This is a genomic window from Paenarthrobacter sp. NPDC091711 (assembly GCF_044756605.1).
Lineage (GTDB): Bacteria > Actinomycetota > Actinomycetes > Actinomycetales > Micrococcaceae > Arthrobacter.
The window spans coordinates 77187-93503 of the sequence record NZ_JBIVTF010000013.1 but is presented as its reverse complement, the minus strand read 5'-3'; the positions used below and the strand labels follow the sequence as shown (position 1 = coordinate 93503).

Sequence of the window (16317 nt, the reverse complement as noted above, 5' to 3'; positions counted from 1 at the left end):
CGCTGAGTTACTCCGCCAGTTCGGCGTCGATGGCATCTTTGAGCACCTGGACCCGAAGGGGGATCACGGTGTCGTGGTGTTTGATCTGGGCGGCCACGTTCTTGGAGAACACTTCCTCAACCAAAGTGGGCATTTCCTTCACGCCGTTCAGGTAGCGTTTGGCCGCAAAGTCGAACTCTGACCTGTTGTTCTTTATCCGGGTGTTGAACGCCTTGACTTCGTCCGCGATCTTGAGAAGTTCCTCTTCTGAGGCATTCCGGGCGGCGGCGTCATCAGCTTTCTTGACGAACTCATCCTTCAGCCGAACAAATTCGTTGTAGTTCTCCTCGGACTTTGCGGTTGTTTCCGCGTGCGATTCCAGCTGTGCAATCTCGTTGTCCAAGGTGCGGGCAAACTCCACGTAGGAGATGTTCTTGGACTGCTTGAGTTGGTTGACGGCTTCACGGCAAGGGACAGCGGCCTGTCCAAGGAGTGTTTGGCGTTCCCGGAGGTTGGCTGCTTTGGATCCCACAAAGAGTCCGCTGCACCCTGCGTCCTCCCTGAAGAGGCCTTCGAACTGAGCGTATGACTCCACGAGGCCTTCCATGGAATCGAGGTATGCCTGGTAGGAGTCGCCAAGGAGGTCTACGGCCCCAGTGACCGTGACTGCTTCTGCACCGGCGGTGTTGCTGGCCTGCACCTCGGCCAAGGCCGTGCGGGCGGAGTTGATGGTCTGCTGGAACTCGTCCCGCTCCGTGGCGGAGCTCTTCTCAGCCTCCTCGCGTGATGCGGGGGCGTTGCGGGCCTTCTTGTACGCGGCCAAGTACTTGTTTACTGCGGGCTGGACTTTGCCTCTAGCATCAACGAGTGCCGTCAGGCGCTCATCCTTGAGGAGGGCCAGGCTTTCCCTGCGCTGCTGAGCGGCCATGGTGGTCAAGGAAATCACCACTACCGAGGCAACCACCGCCAGCACAACGGCAATGGCAAGGGCAATAAGGACTGGGCGGCGCTTACTGCGAACGGGCTCCATGGTCATCGCTATTTCCCCTCACCGGATGCTGCATCAAACTTTTCCAGGCTCTTCTTGAGGACGCCTTCGAAGTCGGAATTCGAGCTGTTGGCACTCTCGATGATCTTTGAGTATTTGTCCTTGGTGGCCGTCTCATATGTTGTTTGCGCCTTGGCGAAAGCATCATTGATATCCAACAGAGCAAGTCCGGCAAGCATGCTCTTGCTCAGGCGCTCAAAGTTGTCCTTGCTATTGAGTACTTCCTGTTGCTTGTCCCGCTGCCCGCGGATGACTGCCTCAACCTCTGTGAGCAGGGTGGTGGTCTCGGCGTCAGCACCGTCCTTGGCGGTGACCAGCGCGGCCAGGCACTCATCAGCACTCTTGACGTAGTCCTGGGCGTAGGACTCGCTCGAAACGTTCAGGGATGAATGCAGGGCTGCACAGGGCCCGCCCACAGACCGGTAGATGTTGGTGGTGTTGATCAACAGTTGATCGTTGTAGGCGATCACCGCACCGTACTGATCCTTGAAGCGGTTGAAAGACTCGGCGACTTCCTGGTCCTTGAGTACCGGCGATTCCGCCATGTGTTGCAGGCGGTCGCGATTTGCCTGGGACTCGCGCACTATGCGCTCACGGTCCTGGCTCAGGACTTTCTCCTCTTCCGATTGTCCCGCTTTCCCGGAAATGGCGTTCGAGTACCGTCCCGAAAACTGTTCCACCAGGGGATCGTAGAGGTTCATCGAGTTGTCCACCATCATGCGGTGCTTATCCAAGCGGACAACGTCGGCACGGCCTGTTTCGGCAGGCCGGGAGAGGGCAAACCAGGTGCCAAGCCCGGCGGCCACCAAGGCCGCTACGACGGCAACAACAATGATGACCGTGCGTCGGGAGCGGGCCCTGGGGGGCGCGCTGATTGTCTCTTCCAAGGATTTATCCCCCATATTTGTGTACTACCTGGATCCTGCGAACCACTCACATCCTGCGAACCACTTAGACGTCGTGCTGGAGCCGCTTCACAAAGAGCTTGGTCCGCTCCTGACGCGGTTCCCGCAACACCTCAGCTGCCGGCCCGCGTTCCACCACGACGCCGCCGTCCATGAAAATTACCTCGTCTGCCACATGCTGGGCAAAGGCCAGCTCATGGGTCACGATCACCATGGTCCACCCCTCTTCGGCGAGTTCCTTGATGACGCCGAGGACGTCGCCAACGAGCTCGGGATCCAACGCCGAGGTTGGCTCGTCGAACAGGAGCAGTTGGGGCTTGAGCGCCAAAGCCCGGACGATTCCCACGCGCTGCTGCTGTCCGCCGGAGAGCTCAAAGGGGTAGGCATCGCGCTTGTCCGCGAGGCCAACGCGCTCCAGCAGGCGTTCGGCGTCGGCAATTGCCTCTGCCCGTGGCCGCTTTTGGACCTGGACGGGCCCTTCAATGATGTTCTTCAGGACCGTCATGTGAGGGAACAGGTTGTAATGCTGGAAAACCATGGCGCTGCGGTCCCGGAGGGCAGCCACCTCTTTCTTCCCCACCTTGGCGCCGAAGTCGATGGCGAGCTCGGCTGAGGCATCGCCGCTACCAAAGGTGACAGTGCCGGCGTCGGGAATTTCCAGGCCGTTCAGGGACCGCAGGACCGTGGTCTTGCCGGAGCCTGAAGGCCCGATCAGGGCCACCACCTGGCCGCGCCGGATATCGATGTCGATGTCCCGCAGAACAACGTTGCTTCCGAAGGCCTTAGCCAGGTTCCGCGCCACCAGGACCGAGGCGACGCGGGGTTCCTGTGCGGATTCGTTAGTGGGCGACATAGCGGTCCAATCTCTTTTCCACGGCGGATTGCGCTGTGGAAAGGACCAGGCAAATGACCCAGTAAACCAGGGCTGCCTGCAGGTAGAGGGCCATGAACTCCTGGCTGAACGCCGCGATTTGCTGGGCGTTGCGGAACAGTTCGGTGACCAGGATGAGCGAGGCGAGGGACGTGTCCTTCACCAGCGAAATGAAGGTGTTGGACAACGGTGGAACGGACACCCGTGCTGCTTGGGGAAGGATGATGCGCACCAGCGCCTGCGGCCGGGACATACCGATGGTGTGACCGGCTTCCCACTGGCCCTTGGGGACGGACAGGATGGCCGCACGGATGATTTCCGCGGCGTACCCGCCCACGTTCAGTGAGAAGGCAATGATGGCGCTGGGCCAGGGGTCAAGCCGGATGCCGATGCTGGGCAGTCCAAAGAAGATCACAAAGAGCTGCACCAGCAGGGGAGTGCCGCGGATGACCGAGACGTAAAAGCGGCCAATGCCTGACAGGAACCAGTTGGGGCTCAGGCGCATCAGGGCAACCACCAGTGCCAGAACCAGGCCGAAGGCAAAGGACGCGAGCGTCAGCGGAATGGTCCCGGTGACGGCGCCGGTGATCAGCGGCCCGAAGGAACTCCAGATGAGGTCCCAGTTCATCTATTTGGTGACGTCCGCACCGAAGTACTTTTCCGAAATTTTGGCCAGTGTGCCGTCAGCCTGGAGGTCGGCCAGGGCCTTGTCCACGGCTGCTGTGAGCTCCGTGGAGCCCTTGCGGAACACCATGGCGCTCTCGGTCTTCTCGGGTGCCTCGGCGGCCACCTTCAGGCCGGAGTCGGGAGTGTTCTTGGCGTAATCCAAATACGTGAGTTTGTCGTTCACGGTGGCGTCCACGCGTCCTTGCTGCACCAGCGTGGCGGACTGGGCCCAGCCTTCCACTGCCTGGACGTTGGCGCCTGCTTCTACGGCCATCTTGTAGAAGTTGCTGGTCAGTGACTGGGCGGTGGTCTTGCCCTTGAGGTCCGCGAAGCTGTTGATGCTGTTGTTGTCCGATTTGGTGACTACCACGCCGGTGGAGATGGTGTACGGCGTGGAGAAATCGTACTTGGCCTTGCGCTCGTCGTTGATGGAGATCTGGTTGGCGATGGTGTCGAATCGCTTGGATTCCAGGCCGGCAAAGATGCCGTCGAACTGGGTCTCCTGGAAGGTAGCCTTCACGCCGAGTTTCCCGGCCACAGCCTGGGCGATCTCGACGTCGAACCCGGTGAGCTCCCCGGCGCCGTCAGCGTGGAAGCTGAAGGGGCGGTAGGTGCCTTCGGTGGCGATAATGAGTTCACCCTTCGATTTCACGTCTGAAAGGGACGTATCACCGCCGGACTGGGCGGGCGCAGATCCTCCGCCGCACGCGGAAAGCGCAAGGGCGGCCGCGGCCACAGTAGCTGCAAGGACAGAGCGGCGGGTACGAAGGCTGTTCATGGAGCCATCTTAGTCACCGCGCAGGCCAGGCTTGGTGGGCGGCGTGCGAAAGTGCCCTTAAAAAGGCTGAGTGGGGGCGGTCCCCAACAGCCCGCCACCACTCATCCCCCCAATTGTGATCACGTGGGCGCCACATCCACCGGAAACCCGTTCTCTGATTCCGGTGTCAGGCTGCAAGCCGCGTTCACACATTCATGATTGTGCCACGATCTAATGGTTTTGTGAAAGTCTTACGCCGAGAGACGTTGCTTTCTTCGCGCAAATGACTTGGAGAACCAGATGCCGGCCAGTCCGAGGCACGTGAAGAGAGCCGCCGAATAGTTGATGAGGACCCGCAACCAGGCCTCCGAAAAGGGAATGAGGGGAAAGAGCTGGGAGGACAACAGCAGCGATAGTCCCAGGAGGAGAAACGCCGAGGCGACACGGAGCAGGACAGGGGCAGTGCTCACCACCGTCCGCCAGATGGCGGGCACCAGACAGGCGGCCACGAATCCCGGATACAGGCGGCCCATGGCCGCGTAGCCGTCCAAAGAAGGTCCCCATTTCAGCCCGCTCATTCCGGCCGAGGATCCCTGCGTGTCCGTGATGACGAAGAAATAGATGGTCAGGGCGCCGATAATTACCGCGGCGGTAATCCCCAGCGGTCCCCGAATGGCACGCACAGCAGAGGGTGAGCCGAAAGCCGTGGCGATCTTGATGCCCATGAAGAAGAAGGTGCCGTAGAGCAGGAAGCGGAGAATCAGATTGCCGATATTCATCCCGCCCAGCCAGCCATCGATCACCAGGTAGGGCGCTTCGATACTGATGAAGATGCTCAATGAGATCAGGGCGAAAATGTAAAAAACTTCGCGGTTCTCCCCTCGGAGTGCGCTTGGAACCCGGGCGAGGGTGATCGCCAGGCACACCACCAGCGTGATCCAGGGCAGGACAGCCGTCATCCGAGGTTCTCCCAAATTCGTTCAGTTCGTTCGTGGTCTTGTTCCTGGCGCTTCAACGTCTTGCCCAACGCCAGAAGCCGCTCACCGGCGAGGGTGGCCAAGGCACTTTGGGACATCCTGTCCAGCGCTTCCTGCCGGGCATTGGGCGGCCATCCCGCTTCAGCCTCCGTAATCAGCCCACCGGCCACCAGCCCTCCGGCCGGCCCCACCCCGGCAGCGCGGGAGGTGGCGATGGCCAGTTCCGGCGGGAGCCTGTTGGCCGTCAGATGTGCGGAGAAATTCTGCGGCGCAATCCCGGTGGTGTGGCTGACCCGGTGCCGCAACTCGCCGTCGTCGATCGCGTCCACCCAGTTCCGCACGGACGTAGGGTGCGGTGGCTCCGAAAGGCGCGGGGCGGGAGTGGAACCGGGTTCGCTGCGGTCCACCACTGCTCGCAGCAAGTCGATGGTGGCCACCTGGCTGACGAGTTCGCAGGACGTGGGCGGAATGGGGGCGCCCTGAAGGTCGGCGTAAAGATCAAAAGTGGAGAGGGCCTGTACGGGATTGATGTTGAAACCGCGGCTGATACTCACCAACGTGGACTCGGCAACCTTGCCGCGGACCAGCTGCTGGGCCAAGGTGGTTCGCTTGATGCCCGCGATCCTGCAGACGTCAGCGGTGCTGGCCTCGGGTGCAACACCGTGAAGCCAGCGCTGGAACGCCTTGGACTGTAAGGGCATGGAGAACTTTCCTGGAGGGGCCGCGAAGGCGAAACAAGCTGGGGACCTAAGTGGGAGTACGAAACGATTTTACGCTGACGCCACATTGAATTATGCTTGATGATTGAACCCGCTGGTCCGTACACCCCCCAAGTCCGGACCAGCGGGTTTTTCCATGCCCGCGGGAATCGCGGCCTGAAATTCTGCGTTCCCTTGGTGGAGGATAGACAATGACTGCAACTTTGGTTGCCAAGGATCTTGCCGGTGGTCATGGCCATCGCACACTTTTCTCGGACCTTTCCCTGACCGTTGCGCCCGGCGATGTTGTGGGCGTGGTGGGAGCCAACGGCGCCGGTAAATCCACGCTGCTGCGCATCCTCGCCGGAGTGGACCAGCCACAAGCGGGGAACGTCAGATTTGCTCCTTCGGATGCCTTTGTGGGCTGGTTGCCGCAGGAACACGAGCGCACCGCCGGCGAAACAATCGCGGCGTACATTGCCCGGCGAACCGGCTGCGCCCGGGCAACACATGAGATGGAATCCACGGCCGAAGCTCTCGGCTCGGGAGCTCCCGGATCCGATGACGCGTATTCCCTGGCGTTCGATCGCTGGATGGCCTCCGGTGCAGCGGATCTGGAGGACCGGGTCCCTGCTGTCTTGGCAGACCTCGGCCTGGAGCTCGGCGCCGACGCCCTGATGACCAGCCTTTCCGGAGGGCAAGCTGCACGCGTAGCCTTGGCCGCGTTGCTGCTCAGCCGTTTCGACGTGGTCCTCCTCGACGAACCCACCAACGATCTTGACCTTGACGGGCTCGCCCGGCTGGAGTCCTTCGTCCAAGGCCTGCGCGGTGGTGTGGTCCTGGTATCGCACGACCGCGAATTCCTGGCCCGCTGCGTCACCACCGTGGTGGAACTGGACCTCGCCCAGAACTCCGTTGCCGTCTACGACGGCGGCTATGAAGCCTTCCTCGAAGAACGCGACGTAGCCAAGCGCCACGCAAGGGAGCGTTACGAAGAGTTCGCCAACACCAAAGCTGACCTCGTCTCCCGGGCACGCACCCAGCGTGAGTGGAGCTCCCAGGGCGTCCGGAACGCGATGAAGAAAAACCCGGACAATGACAAGATCCGGCGCGCCGCGAGCAGCGAATCGTCCGAGAAGCAGGCCCAGAAAGTCCGCCAGATGGAGTCCCGCATTGCCCGGCTCACCGAGGTGGAAGAACCCCGCAAGGAATGGCAGCTGCAATTCAGCATCGGCCAGGCACCCCGCTCAAGTGCCGTCGTCGCCACCTTGCGCAACGTCGTCGCCCGCCAAGGTGACTTCACGCTGGGTCCTGTGAACCTTCAACTCAACGGCGGCGAGCGCATAGGCATCACCGGGCCGAACGGGGCGGGGAAGTCGACGCTTTTGCGCTTGTTGTTGGGGACGCAGGAACCTGACGACGGCGATGCCTCCATGGGTGCTTCGGTTGCCATCGGCGAGATTGACCAGGCGCGTGGACTGCTCGACGGCGGTCTGCCGCTCGGTGACGCTGTTGAAGCTGTGTTGATGGATTGGAACAGCGCGGATGTCCGCACCCTTCTGGCCAAGTTCGGCCTCAAAGCCGATCACACCTCCCGCACCGTGGACTCGTTGTCCCCGGGGGAGCGGACCCGTGCTGCGCTTGCGTTGCTGCAGGCCCGCGGCGTGAATCTGCTGGTGCTGGACGAGCCCACCAACCATTTGGATCTTCCGGCCATTGAGCAACTGGAGGAGGCGCTGGAAAGCTACGAGGGCGCGCTCCTGCTGGTCACCCATGACCGACGGTTGCTGGAAAACGTTCGGCTCGATTCGCGTTGGCACTTGGACAACGGTCAAGTGCAAGAGCTTCATCACACCCCAAGCCAGGAGAAGTAACCATGAGCATGGACCGCGTGGCCTGGAGCTCGCTGTACAACATCACTACTGCCAAGAGCGGTTCGAAGCCGTTCTCCAAGGAAACCCTGAAAAGGGTCATGGCTTTTGCTGCGCCGCATAAAGGCAAGCTCATTGCGTTCGTGATCGCTTCGATTGCGGGTGCTTTCCTGGCTGTGGCTACTCCTGTGCTGGCTGGCCAGGTGGTGGATGCCATCATTGCCAACGCCGGCGTGGGCACGGTGATCTGGTTGGCGGTCCTGATTGCCATCGTCGCCGTTGGCGAGGCCGGTGTTGGCTTGGTGACCCGTTGGTTGTCTTCGATCATCGGCGAGGGCGTCATTGTTGACCTTCGCACGCGGGTATTCGATCACGTACAGCGCATGCCCATCGCGTTCTTCACCCGAACGCGGACCGGAGCCTTGGTCAGCCGCCTGAACAATGACGTCATTGGGGCTCAGTCGGCTTTCGCGGGCACACTGTCCGGGGTGGTCAGCAATGTGGTGGCTTTGGTCCTGACACTCGCCGTCATGCTGAATACGTCCTGGCTCGTGACCGTGCTGGCCATGGTGTTGCTCCCCATCTTCCTGATCCCGGCCCGGCGGATGGGTTCTAAACTGGCGGACCTCCGCCGTGAGGCTGCTGCGCACAACGCTGCCATGGGCACGCAGATGACCGAAAGGTTCTCTGCCCCGGGCGCCACGCTGGTGAAGTTGTTCGGCCGCCCGGACGAGGAATCCCGTGAGTTCGCGGCACGTGCGGGCAGGGTCCGGGACATCGGAATCCGGACTGCCATGCTGCAGTTCACGTTCGTCACGGCCCTGACTTTGGTGTCGGCTTTGGCCTTGGCCTTGGTGTATGGCTTGGGCGGTTGGCTGGCGATCGGCGGGCAGCTCGCACCCGGTGACGTGGTGGTTCTCGCGCTTCTTCTGACAAGGCTCTACGCTCCGTTGACTGCGCTGTCCAATGCCCGTGTGGAAATCATGAGTGCTTTGGTCAGTTTTGAGCGGGTCTTTGAAATCCTTGACCTGAAGCCGCTGATTACCCAGAAGCCTGACGCCGTGGACGTTCCGGCGGGCCCGGTTGCCGTGGAATTCGACGACGTCCGTTTCTCCTACCCCTCCGCCGAGAAGGTGTCACTGGCGTCCCTTGAGGATGTTGCCACCTTGGACACCCGGGGCGGGGAGGAAGTCCTGCACGGGGTAAGTTTCAGGGTTGAACCCGGGCAGACTGTTGCCCTGGTGGGCTCCTCTGGCGCCGGCAAGTCCACGGTGGCCCAGCTGCTCTCGCGCTTGTACGACGTCGACTCCGGTGCCGTGCGCCTGGGCGGGCAAAAACCTGGAACGGGCGTGGACGTCCGTGATCTCAGCTTCGATTCCCTCCGCGACACCATGGGCATGGTGACCCAGGACGGCCACCTCTTCCACGAAACCATCGCCTCCAACCTGCGCCTTGCCCGGCCGGAGGCCACCGAAGACGACATGTGGGATGTGCTCAGGCGCGCACGCCTGGAACCGATGATCCGGTCCCTGCCCGATGGCTTGGAAACCGTGGTGGGGGAGCGCGGCTACCGGCTCTCCGGTGGTGAACGCCAACGGCTCACCATTGCACGGCTCCTCATCAAGCAGCCCCGCGTTGTGATCCTCGACGAAGCTACTGCTGCGTTGGACTCCACCAATGAAGCCGCCGTCCAGGCGGCCTTGGGCGAGGCACTTGCGGGGCGTACCGCCGTCGTGATTGCGCACCGCTTGTCCACCATCCGTGCCGCAGACGCCATTTTGGTGGTTGAGGACGGCAGGATCGTGGAGCGTGGCACGCACACCGAGCTGCTTGCTGCCGATGGACGCTACGCGGAGCTCTACCAAACCCAGTTCGCTGAAGCCACCGCCGTGGCGCAGGAAGCGGTCCCGGAGCTGTAGCCCAACTGGGTAGCAGATCAGGCCGTTCTGAGCGCTCAGAACGGCCTGATCTGCTACCTACTTGGGCGGGGTCAACAGCGGGATGACGTGGTCCGTCAGCAACGGTGCCAGGTCAGTGGGAAGCGGGGCGTCCAGGTCCAGCCAGCGGATCTCCGCTATCTCTGCGGAGGGGTGCGCCTCCCACGTTCCGGGGGCAGTGAAAACGGTGGCTTCGATGGTGGTGGCTGCCTCGTTGGCGGCCACAGCAAACCACACGCCGAACGGCTCGAGGAGGTTTGGCGCTACCTCGATCCCGACCTCCTCGAAGAGCTCCCGGGAAGCAGCCTCGGCAGCGGTTTCGCCGGGCTCGGGCTTGCCGCCCGGGTGCATGAACTTGTCCGTCCCGCGCTTGCGGACGGTCAGCAGGTGACCTTGCTGGTTGTAGACGCAGACCGCGCTCACAATGATCAGGTCCGTGCCGGTTCCACTCATGCTTGCCTCCCGGCATCGATACGAACCAGATGCGATTCCAGCAGCAAATCCTTTGCGGGCCCGCGGACATCCCAGGTGAAACTGAACGAGTCAGGTCCCTCACGGACGTACTCCACACGGTAATCGTCGGGATCGCACCAGTGCTTATCCTGGTTGCCGTCGTCGGCGAAGCTCATCACATGGAACGGCCGGCCGTCGGGAAAGAAAACGTCCATCGAATCCGGCCCGGCGCCCGGTTTCAGAAGGTACTCGCGGAAGGCCGGCCCCGAATGGGTAGGCCAGTGCATGGTTCCGTCTTCGCGGTAGTCCAGGCCGCCGTCGGGGTTCCGGGTATAGCGCACGACGCCGGTAAAGGTTCCGTTGGTGCCGGACGTCCGGTCCAGGAGGGTCCGCTCCACGCGCCAGCTGCCGGCCAGGTAGGCCTGCAAGTCCGGGGTGGGCTGCTGGTAATTCAAGTGCCCTCGATTGGAATCGAACCAACGACACCGGCTTTAGGAGAGCCGTGCTCTATCCACTGAGCTACGAGGGCCTGTGTGTCCATGGCTCTAAATCCCACTGCTGGAGCTCAAGGGCCCGGACACGACTACAAGCATACAAGCTGCCGGGGCGCTGCCCGAACACCGCTAGGCTGACGTTCATGAAAGGGCACGCGACTGCACCGGCAACAGCTGGATCCTTCCTTCCGGATACCCGTAGCATCAGGGCGAATATCGGAGGCTGGGCGCAATTAAGCGTGGTCCAATACTTCGTGGCCGAGGCTGCCGTGATCGCGGCGTGGGCAGGCCCGGAACCCTACAGCAGGGCCACCGGATTCATCAGCGACCTTGGTGCGGTTTCCTGCGGCATCTACGAGGACAGGGCAGTTTGTTCGCCGCTGCATCTGCTGATGAATGCCTCGTTCGTGGTGCAGGGCCTGGCCTTGGTCCTCGGCGCGCTGTTCCTGACGGCCGGGCTGTTGAGCGTTGCGGCGCGGCCCGGTGTGCAAGCCCGGCGTTTTCGGGCCGTTGCCGGAGGATCCGCTCAGACCCGCGTGTTGACCGTGCCGTGGATCCTGGCTGTCACCATCCGGATCCTCACCGGTATTGCCGGGGTGGGAACGGTGATTGTGGGGCTGGTGCCCGAAGACCTGGGCTCACCCTGGCATTTTGCGGGGGCCTTGATGTTCTTCATCGGCGGCGGTTTTGCCCTCCTGCTGCTGGGAGTCCTGTGGTGGCGGCAGACGCCGGTGAGCTGGTTCCTCGGTGCCTGCGGGCTGATCTGCATCGGGGCACTCGTCATCGGCGCCATGACAGGGATGGAAGTACCGCAGCCGGGATTGCTGGAACGATTTATGGGCTACCCCGTGACCGTGGGCCTCGCAACCGCCGGCCTGGTGATTGCCCAGCGTGTTCACACGGAAAGGCGAGGGCTCCGGGCTCTGTGAGTTTTGCGCACCCGTAGCCGCCGTCCGCGCCCGTAACCACTGGTGCGCCGGGCGGGTAGGGGTGCGGCGCCGCGTAGGGGCGGAGCGTCAGGAGGCTTTGGAGGTCTTCCTGCCCAGGAACACGGCAAGCACCCCGCACAGGAGACTGATCAGGAACAGTACCCAGGACGCAACGGTGACTGCTGACGCCAAGGCCACCGAACCGGCGTCGGGCGCTTCGGATGCCAGCACCGAGTCGATGGCCACGTTGGACCACAGATGAGCCACCGCGAACAGCAGGGGAGCGGCCCACAGTGCCCAACGCCACGACTTTCGCGCCACGTTGGTGCCGATCAGCAGGAGCCAGCTGAAACCGAAGATCAGCGGAAACAGGGTGCCGGCGGTCTTGTGGACGTAGTTGAGCTGGCCGCGGGCTGACTCGTCCATGGCATCGCGAAGCTGGACGATGTAATCCTGCGAGAAGCCGCCGATCAACGAATCAGGCATGGCCAGGCCGCCCGAGAGCTGCGTCATCTGGTTGAGGGTGAGCAGGTGCAGGTACCAGAACAGGAACAGGCTCGCCACCACGCCCGCGATCACAATGAGCTTGGAGTTGCTCTGCGCCTTTTGCGGGGTGCGCTGTGTGGTGGTGTTGATCACGGGCGGCAGCGAGTGATCGGGGACCACTGCCTTGGCTCCGTGCTTCTTGATGCGCTGGGCTGGTGTCTTGGCCATGTCATTCATTATCCCGCCACATAAGGTGGAACCATGACCACTGGCAGGCACACAGCAACTGAACTCGATCCATCACTGGATGACTACCAACTGGCCAGCGCCCTGGTCCGAGAGGCGGGCCAGCTGGCGCTGCTCATGCGGATGGGCGGACTGCAGGGTGAACGCAAGACCTCAGTGTCCGACGTCGTCACTGCGGCCGATCACGCAGCAGAGGCTTACGTCCTGGAACAGTTGCGGCGGTGCCGTCCTGACGACGGGATCTTGGGCGAGGAAGGTGCCTCCGTTGCCGGGACCAGCGGACGGACCTGGGTGATCGACCCCGTTGATGGCACCTACAACTTCCTGCACGGTTCCACGTACTGGTGCTCGGCCATTGCCCTTAAACGCGACGATTCAAGCCACGGCGGCAAGCCGGTAGCCGATCCGGAAGTGCTGCTCGGGGCCATCTACCAACCGGAACTGGACAAGCTCTGGCTGGGCGGCCAGGATCGCCCGTCCACCCTGAATGGCGAATCGATCTCCGGTTTCGGCGACCTCCCCGTGAGCCAAATCTCCGCCGCCACCTACATTCATCCCACTTGGCTGGCAGACCCCCGGGCAGCCATGCCGTGGCACGCGGCTGCAGTTTCCGCGGCATCACTGCGGATGTTCGGTTCCGGTTCCTGCGACCTTGGCCGCGTGGCCGACGGCGAGCTTGGCTGCTGGTTCCAGCACAGCTGCCCGGAATGGGACTGGCTGCCGGGAAAGGCGATCGTCCGCGCGGCCGGTGGGGACACCGCCGTCGTGCAGGTCAACGGACTGAACTGGTTCGTGGCTGGAGGCCCGACGGCGGTGCGCGAGTTGAGCGCCGCCCTCACCTCTGTTCCCCAATTTGCCTAGCTCTTTGCCAGCCTGTTGAGGCCCTGAAACGGGGCGGTTAACTCCTTCGGGTACCTCCGCATGGGTGGGCCCTTTCCCCTTGTTATTTTGCACCGGGGAGGCGATTGCCTCCACGGTCTCAGCTGCAGGCCTGCTCTGTCTTGTCCTGCAGCGTTCGCAAGGGGGAAGTACTTGAACAGCAAGAGCAAGTTGTGGCCCGCCGCTGTCGGCGTCACCGCCGTCTCGGCCTTGGCCATTGGCCTGGTGGCCGCACCGGCTGCCAACGCAGCACCCACTGACGTGATTTCCATCGGCAGTGGCCAGATCATTGATGGCACAGTCCTCGCCATCCCGAACTTCGCCGGACTCGCTGCCAACGGTGCAGCAACTGCCCAGCAGATCGGGACGCCGCCGGCTGGACCGGCCGTCATCGAAAACACCACCCCGCTGGACCTCAGCGCCGTCTTCGGCGTGGTCAACGTGGGCGCGGGCAACATCCCGTTGCTGCAGAACAACGGCATCATCCAGGTGGGTGCAGTCAGCCAGTATGGCAAGGCTGTTAACGACGGCTCCTCGGAAGCATTCTCCGGTACCGTGAGCGGCGCTCCCGGCCTGGTGACCCTGCCCGGCGGCCTTCCCAGCAACGGCGATCCGGCCATCCCGGCAGCCCGCGTCAGCGTCGGCACCGCCTCGATTCTTGGCGGCGCCGACCTGGTGAACGTCAACCTCCAGGTCACCACCCTCGCGGCAGCAGCCAAGAAGGACCAGGGTGCAGCACCGCAGGGCGCCTACGCCCTTGCCGGTGTTTCGGCTGAGGTTGGCGGCACGGTTGTTGGAGGCGTTGCAGGCACCATCAGCACTGCCATCAACACGGCCAACGCTGTCCTCACGCCGCTGGGCGTAACGGTGGCCAACCCGGTAGCCGGCGGCACCATCGCCATCACCGAAGCCGACCTCCTGGCTGTTGCCGGGGTTGCAGACCTGAACTCCCTGCCGGCCGGAACGGACCTGATTTCCTTCCTGCCGCAGGCTGTTGCCAACAAGATCACCTCCGTGGTCAGCAGCACCCTGGCAAGTGCCACGGCAGCTGTGAACAACCTCGGCCCGCTCGCCCAGCTCGTAGCAGGTCCTGCCTTGGCAGTCCTGTCCACCACCCTTAACGGTGTGACCGGTGCAGTGGCTTCCACTGTGGTGGCTCCTTTGAGCAACGCCCTCACCGCCCTGGTTTCGGCCAAGGTCAACGTTCAGGAAACCGCTCCGTCGGGCGCCTTCACCCAGCGCGCCCTGCAGGTGGCCATTGCCGGCGGCTCCATCGCCACCGTCAACCTGGCCAACGCAACTGTTGGTCCCAACCTTGATGCAGCGGCGATCCCGCTGGTCAACGCTGACACCATGGCCATCACCGGTGGTGTGGCGCTCCTGGCACTGCTCAGCTGGCTGTTCGTTCGCTCGCGCCGCCGGACTGCAGTAGCTGCTGCCTGATCGCCTTGCGCGAATCAAGCATCAGCGAAAGGAGAACCCCTCATGTACGGCAATAACTGGACTGCCGGCGGCACAGCTGCAGGCGGTACCACGCTCGCTGTCACCGGCGCCCCAACCCTTGGTTGGGTCATCCTGGTGGGGATCGCCCTGCTGATCACCGGTTTTGTGGTCCTGCGCAACAGCAGGCTCAAAGCGGCAAAGCGGGGAGCAGACCCCAACTCGTAATACCATCGGCGGGGCGGCTCCTTCGGGGGCCGTCCCGCCACACCAATTTTTCCCACGGCCACTCCGGCCTTGCACAAGCATCGGAATTAAATGTCGGTACTCGAATCCGCACAGGCGCTGGCTTTTGTGCTCCTGGTGGTTTTTTTGTCGTACATCCTTGTGATTCTGGTGCCCTTCCTGCGGCGTAAACCCGATCCCGAGGGCGATCCGGACGCTTTCTCCTGGCATGTGTTCATCCCGTGCCGGGACGAGGAAGTAGTCATCGCCAACACCTTGGACCTGCTCCGCGCCCGGTTTCCGCAGGCGCACGTCTGGGTGGTCGATGACGACAGCGACGACTCCACCGCCGGGATCGTGGAGGCCGCCTCGGACCGCGACAGCATGATCCACCTGGTGCGCCGCCGCCGTCCGCTGGCCCGCACCGGCAAGGGAGATGCGCTCAACGCCGCTTACCGCACCCTGGACGGGTGGCTGCCTGCCGGCGTCGACCGTTCTTCTGTGATCGTCCTGGTGGTCGACGCCGACGGTCACCTCGCGGACAATGCCTTCCGCCAGGCGGCCGGTCCCCTCGCATTCGGTGACGCTGAGGTGGGTGCCGCCCAGACGGCTGTCTGGATGTCCAACCTTGATGACCCCGATCTCAAGGGCGGCACGGGCCTCGCCCGCCTCAAAAAGTCCTTCGGACGGTACCTGGTGCTCATGCAGGACATGGAATTCCGCACCACCATCGCGGCCATGCAGTCATTGCGACGCCACACCCTGACCGTTGGCTTGGGCGGCAATGGCCAATTCACCCGGTTGTCCGCACTGGACGCCATCGCCAAGACGTCAGGCCAGCCATGGCATGGCGCCCTGCTGGAAGACTACGAGCTCGCCATCCACATCATGCTGGGCGGCTACAAAACCGTGTACATGCATGACACCCACGTGGCCCAGGAAGCACTCCCGGACCTTCGCCGCCTCCTCACCCAGCGGACCCGCTGGTGCCACGGCGGTATGCAGTGCAGCGTCTACTTGAAGAGGATCTTTGAATCGCCCTACTTCAGCAACGTGGGCGCGATCGAATCCAGCTACTTCCTGATCCAGCCCTTCATCCAGATTGTTGGCCTGGTCCTGTGGCCAACCCTGTTCATCACCATGGTGGCCCAAGGTGCCCTCACCATGGGTAGTTTCGGGGCTTGGATCAGTGCGGCCTGGTTCATCATTCCCCTGATCATTGCAACGGGTGTGCTGCCCTTTGCCTTGTGGGGACTGGTGTACAGGCGGCAGGTCACCCCGGAAAAGAACTTCATGCTGGGCGTGGTGTGGGGCCTGGGCTACTGGCTCTACATGTACCAGAACTACGTCACCGTGCTGCGGGCAACCTACCGTCTGATCACAGGCCGGCAAGGGTGGGCCAAGACCCGGCGCAACCAGGAAACAGACGTCAAACTCCTAGCGAAGGAAGCCTAGT

17 protein-coding genes and 1 tRNA gene are annotated in these 16317 nt (G+C 62.8%); 7 read left to right on the top strand and 11 right to left on the bottom strand.

Annotated elements, in window-relative coordinates:
- Window positions 1-7: 7 nt before the first annotated feature.
- From ACIQH5_RS17655 to ACIQH5_RS17625, 7 genes are all read right to left on the bottom strand, one after another.
- The gene (locus ACIQH5_RS17655; protein ID WP_400405869.1) at window positions 8-1015 is read right to left on the bottom strand and encodes a hypothetical protein; all 1008 of its coding nucleotides are present in this window, start codon (window positions 1013-1015) and stop codon (window positions 8-10) included.
- Window positions 1016-1017: 2 nt separating this feature from the next.
- Window positions 1018-1914: a hypothetical protein gene (locus tag ACIQH5_RS17650; protein ID WP_400405867.1), complete on the bottom strand. Its 897-nt coding sequence runs from the start codon at window positions 1912-1914 to the stop codon at window positions 1018-1020.
- 64 nt (window positions 1915-1978) lie between these two features.
- The gene (locus ACIQH5_RS17645) at window positions 1979-2785 is read right to left on the bottom strand and encodes an amino acid ABC transporter ATP-binding protein (RefSeq protein ID WP_400405865.1); all 807 of its coding nucleotides are present in this window, start codon (window positions 2783-2785) and stop codon (window positions 1979-1981) included.
- Complete coding sequence (locus tag ACIQH5_RS17640) at window positions 2772-3431, bottom strand: amino acid ABC transporter permease (RefSeq protein ID WP_400405862.1); 660 nt, start codon at window positions 3429-3431, stop codon at window positions 2772-2774. The genes ACIQH5_RS17645 and ACIQH5_RS17640 overlap by 14 nt, the downstream gene beginning before the upstream one ends.
- Window positions 3432-4247, bottom strand: coding sequence for an amino acid ABC transporter substrate-binding protein (locus ACIQH5_RS17635; protein ID WP_400405859.1), 816 nt, complete (start codon window positions 4245-4247; stop codon window positions 3432-3434).
- A gap of 230 nt (window positions 4248-4477) precedes the next feature.
- Window positions 4478-5185 (bottom strand): hypothetical protein, encoded by a 708-nt coding sequence (locus tag ACIQH5_RS17630; RefSeq protein WP_400405856.1) that lies wholly within the window; start codon window positions 5183-5185, stop codon window positions 4478-4480.
- Window positions 5182-5904 (bottom strand): hypothetical protein, encoded by a 723-nt coding sequence (locus ACIQH5_RS17625; protein WP_400405853.1) that lies wholly within the window; start codon window positions 5902-5904, stop codon window positions 5182-5184. The genes ACIQH5_RS17630 and ACIQH5_RS17625 overlap by 4 nt, the downstream gene beginning before the upstream one ends.
- Before the next feature lie 209 nt (window positions 5905-6113).
- Here ACIQH5_RS17625 and ACIQH5_RS17620 point away from each other — a divergent pair, with 209 nt between their 5' ends.
- On the top strand, window positions 6114-7775 hold the full coding sequence (locus ACIQH5_RS17620; protein WP_400405850.1) for an ABC-F family ATP-binding cassette domain-containing protein: 1662 nt from the start codon (window positions 6114-6116) through the stop codon (window positions 7773-7775).
- Between the two features lie 2 nt (window positions 7776-7777).
- Complete coding sequence (locus ACIQH5_RS17615; protein ID WP_400405847.1) at window positions 7778-9691, top strand: ABC transporter ATP-binding protein; 1914 nt, start codon at window positions 7778-7780, stop codon at window positions 9689-9691.
- A 57-nt stretch (window positions 9692-9748) separates the two neighbouring features.
- Here the strand turns inward: ACIQH5_RS17615 and ACIQH5_RS17610 are convergent, their stop codons facing one another.
- The 3 genes from ACIQH5_RS17610 to ACIQH5_RS17600 all read right to left on the bottom strand — a co-directional run bounded on the left by ACIQH5_RS17610 (window position 9749) and on the right by ACIQH5_RS17600 (window position 10691).
- A complete protein-coding gene (locus ACIQH5_RS17610) occupies window positions 9749-10162 on the bottom strand; it encodes an NUDIX domain-containing protein (RefSeq protein ID WP_400405844.1) in 414 nt (137 codons plus the stop codon).
- On the bottom strand, window positions 10159-10617 hold the full coding sequence (locus ACIQH5_RS17605) for a DUF6314 family protein (protein ID WP_400405842.1): 459 nt from the start codon (window positions 10615-10617) through the stop codon (window positions 10159-10161). Before ACIQH5_RS17605 ends, ACIQH5_RS17610 begins: the two co-directional genes overlap by 4 nt.
- A 1-nt stretch (window position 10618) precedes the next feature.
- Window positions 10619-10691, bottom strand: a tRNA-Arg gene (locus ACIQH5_RS17600).
- A 108-nt stretch (window positions 10692-10799) separates the two neighbouring features.
- Between ACIQH5_RS17600 and ACIQH5_RS17595 the strand changes: the two genes are divergently transcribed.
- Window positions 10800-11585 (top strand): DUF998 domain-containing protein, encoded by a 786-nt coding sequence (locus ACIQH5_RS17595; protein ID WP_400405839.1) that lies wholly within the window; start codon window positions 10800-10802, stop codon window positions 11583-11585.
- A gap of 87 nt (window positions 11586-11672) precedes the next feature.
- On the opposite strand, the gene ACIQH5_RS17590 is transcribed toward ACIQH5_RS17595, so the two are convergent.
- Complete coding sequence (locus ACIQH5_RS17590; protein ID WP_400405836.1) at window positions 11673-12299, bottom strand: hypothetical protein; 627 nt, start codon at window positions 12297-12299, stop codon at window positions 11673-11675.
- Between the two features lie 33 nt (window positions 12300-12332).
- On the opposite strand from ACIQH5_RS17590, the gene ACIQH5_RS17585 reads away from it, so the two are divergent.
- From ACIQH5_RS17585 to ACIQH5_RS17570, 4 genes are all read left to right on the top strand, one after another.
- Window positions 12333-13178, top strand: a complete 846-nt coding sequence (locus ACIQH5_RS17585) for an inositol monophosphatase family protein (RefSeq protein ID WP_400405833.1) — start codon at window positions 12333-12335, stop codon at window positions 13176-13178.
- 171 nt (window positions 13179-13349) lie between these two features.
- The gene (locus ACIQH5_RS17580; protein WP_400405831.1) at window positions 13350-14639 is read left to right on the top strand and encodes a choice-of-anchor G family protein; all 1290 of its coding nucleotides are present in this window, start codon (window positions 13350-13352) and stop codon (window positions 14637-14639) included.
- A gap of 42 nt (window positions 14640-14681) precedes the next feature.
- Window positions 14682-14864 (top strand): peptidase, encoded by a 183-nt coding sequence (locus ACIQH5_RS17575; RefSeq protein WP_105691551.1) that lies wholly within the window; start codon window positions 14682-14684, stop codon window positions 14862-14864.
- 90 nt (window positions 14865-14954) lie between these two features.
- Window positions 14955-16316 carry a glycosyltransferase family 2 protein gene (locus ACIQH5_RS17570; RefSeq protein WP_400405828.1) on the top strand — a complete coding sequence of 454 codons (1362 nt, stop codon included), beginning with the start codon at window positions 14955-14957 and terminating at the stop codon, window positions 16314-16316.
- The last annotated feature ends 1 nt before the right edge of the window (window position 16317 follow it).

Excerpts from the sequence above, each read along its gene's own strand:
- ACIQH5_RS17655 (WP_400405869.1), bottom strand. The coding sequence starts at position 1,015 with ATGACCATGGAGCCCGTTCGCAGTAAGCGCCGCCCAGTCCTTATTGCC.
- ACIQH5_RS17645 (WP_400405865.1), bottom strand. The coding sequence starts at position 2,785 with ATGTCGCCCACTAACGAATCCGCACAGGAACCCCGCGTCGCCTCGGTC.
- ACIQH5_RS17640 (WP_400405862.1), bottom strand. The coding sequence starts at position 3,431 with ATGAACTGGGACCTCATCTGGAGTTCCTTCGGGCCGCTGATCACCGGC.
- ACIQH5_RS17635 (WP_400405859.1), bottom strand. The coding sequence starts at position 4,247 with ATGAACAGCCTTCGTACCCGCCGCTCTGTCCTTGCAGCTACTGTGGCC.
- ACIQH5_RS17630 (WP_400405856.1), bottom strand. The coding sequence starts at position 5,185 with ATGACGGCTGTCCTGCCCTGGATCACGCTGGTGGTGTGCCTGGCGATC.
- ACIQH5_RS17625 (WP_400405853.1), bottom strand. The coding sequence starts at position 5,904 with ATGCCCTTACAGTCCAAGGCGTTCCAGCGCTGGCTTCACGGTGTTGCA.
- ACIQH5_RS17620 (WP_400405850.1), top strand. The coding sequence starts at position 6,114 with ATGACTGCAACTTTGGTTGCCAAGGATCTTGCCGGTGGTCATGGCCAT.
- ACIQH5_RS17615 (WP_400405847.1), top strand. The coding sequence starts at position 7,778 with ATGAGCATGGACCGCGTGGCCTGGAGCTCGCTGTACAACATCACTACT.
- ACIQH5_RS17610 (WP_400405844.1), bottom strand. The coding sequence starts at position 10,162 with ATGAGTGGAACCGGCACGGACCTGATCATTGTGAGCGCGGTCTGCGTC.
- ACIQH5_RS17595 (WP_400405839.1), top strand. The coding sequence starts at position 10,800 with ATGAAAGGGCACGCGACTGCACCGGCAACAGCTGGATCCTTCCTTCCG.
- ACIQH5_RS17590 (WP_400405836.1), bottom strand. The coding sequence starts at position 12,299 with ATGGCCAAGACACCAGCCCAGCGCATCAAGAAGCACGGAGCCAAGGCA.
- ACIQH5_RS17585 (WP_400405833.1), top strand. The coding sequence starts at position 12,333 with ATGACCACTGGCAGGCACACAGCAACTGAACTCGATCCATCACTGGAT.
- ACIQH5_RS17575 (WP_105691551.1), top strand. The coding sequence starts at position 14,682 with ATGTACGGCAATAACTGGACTGCCGGCGGCACAGCTGCAGGCGGTACC.
- ACIQH5_RS17570 (WP_400405828.1), top strand. The coding sequence starts at position 14,955 with ATGTCGGTACTCGAATCCGCACAGGCGCTGGCTTTTGTGCTCCTGGTG.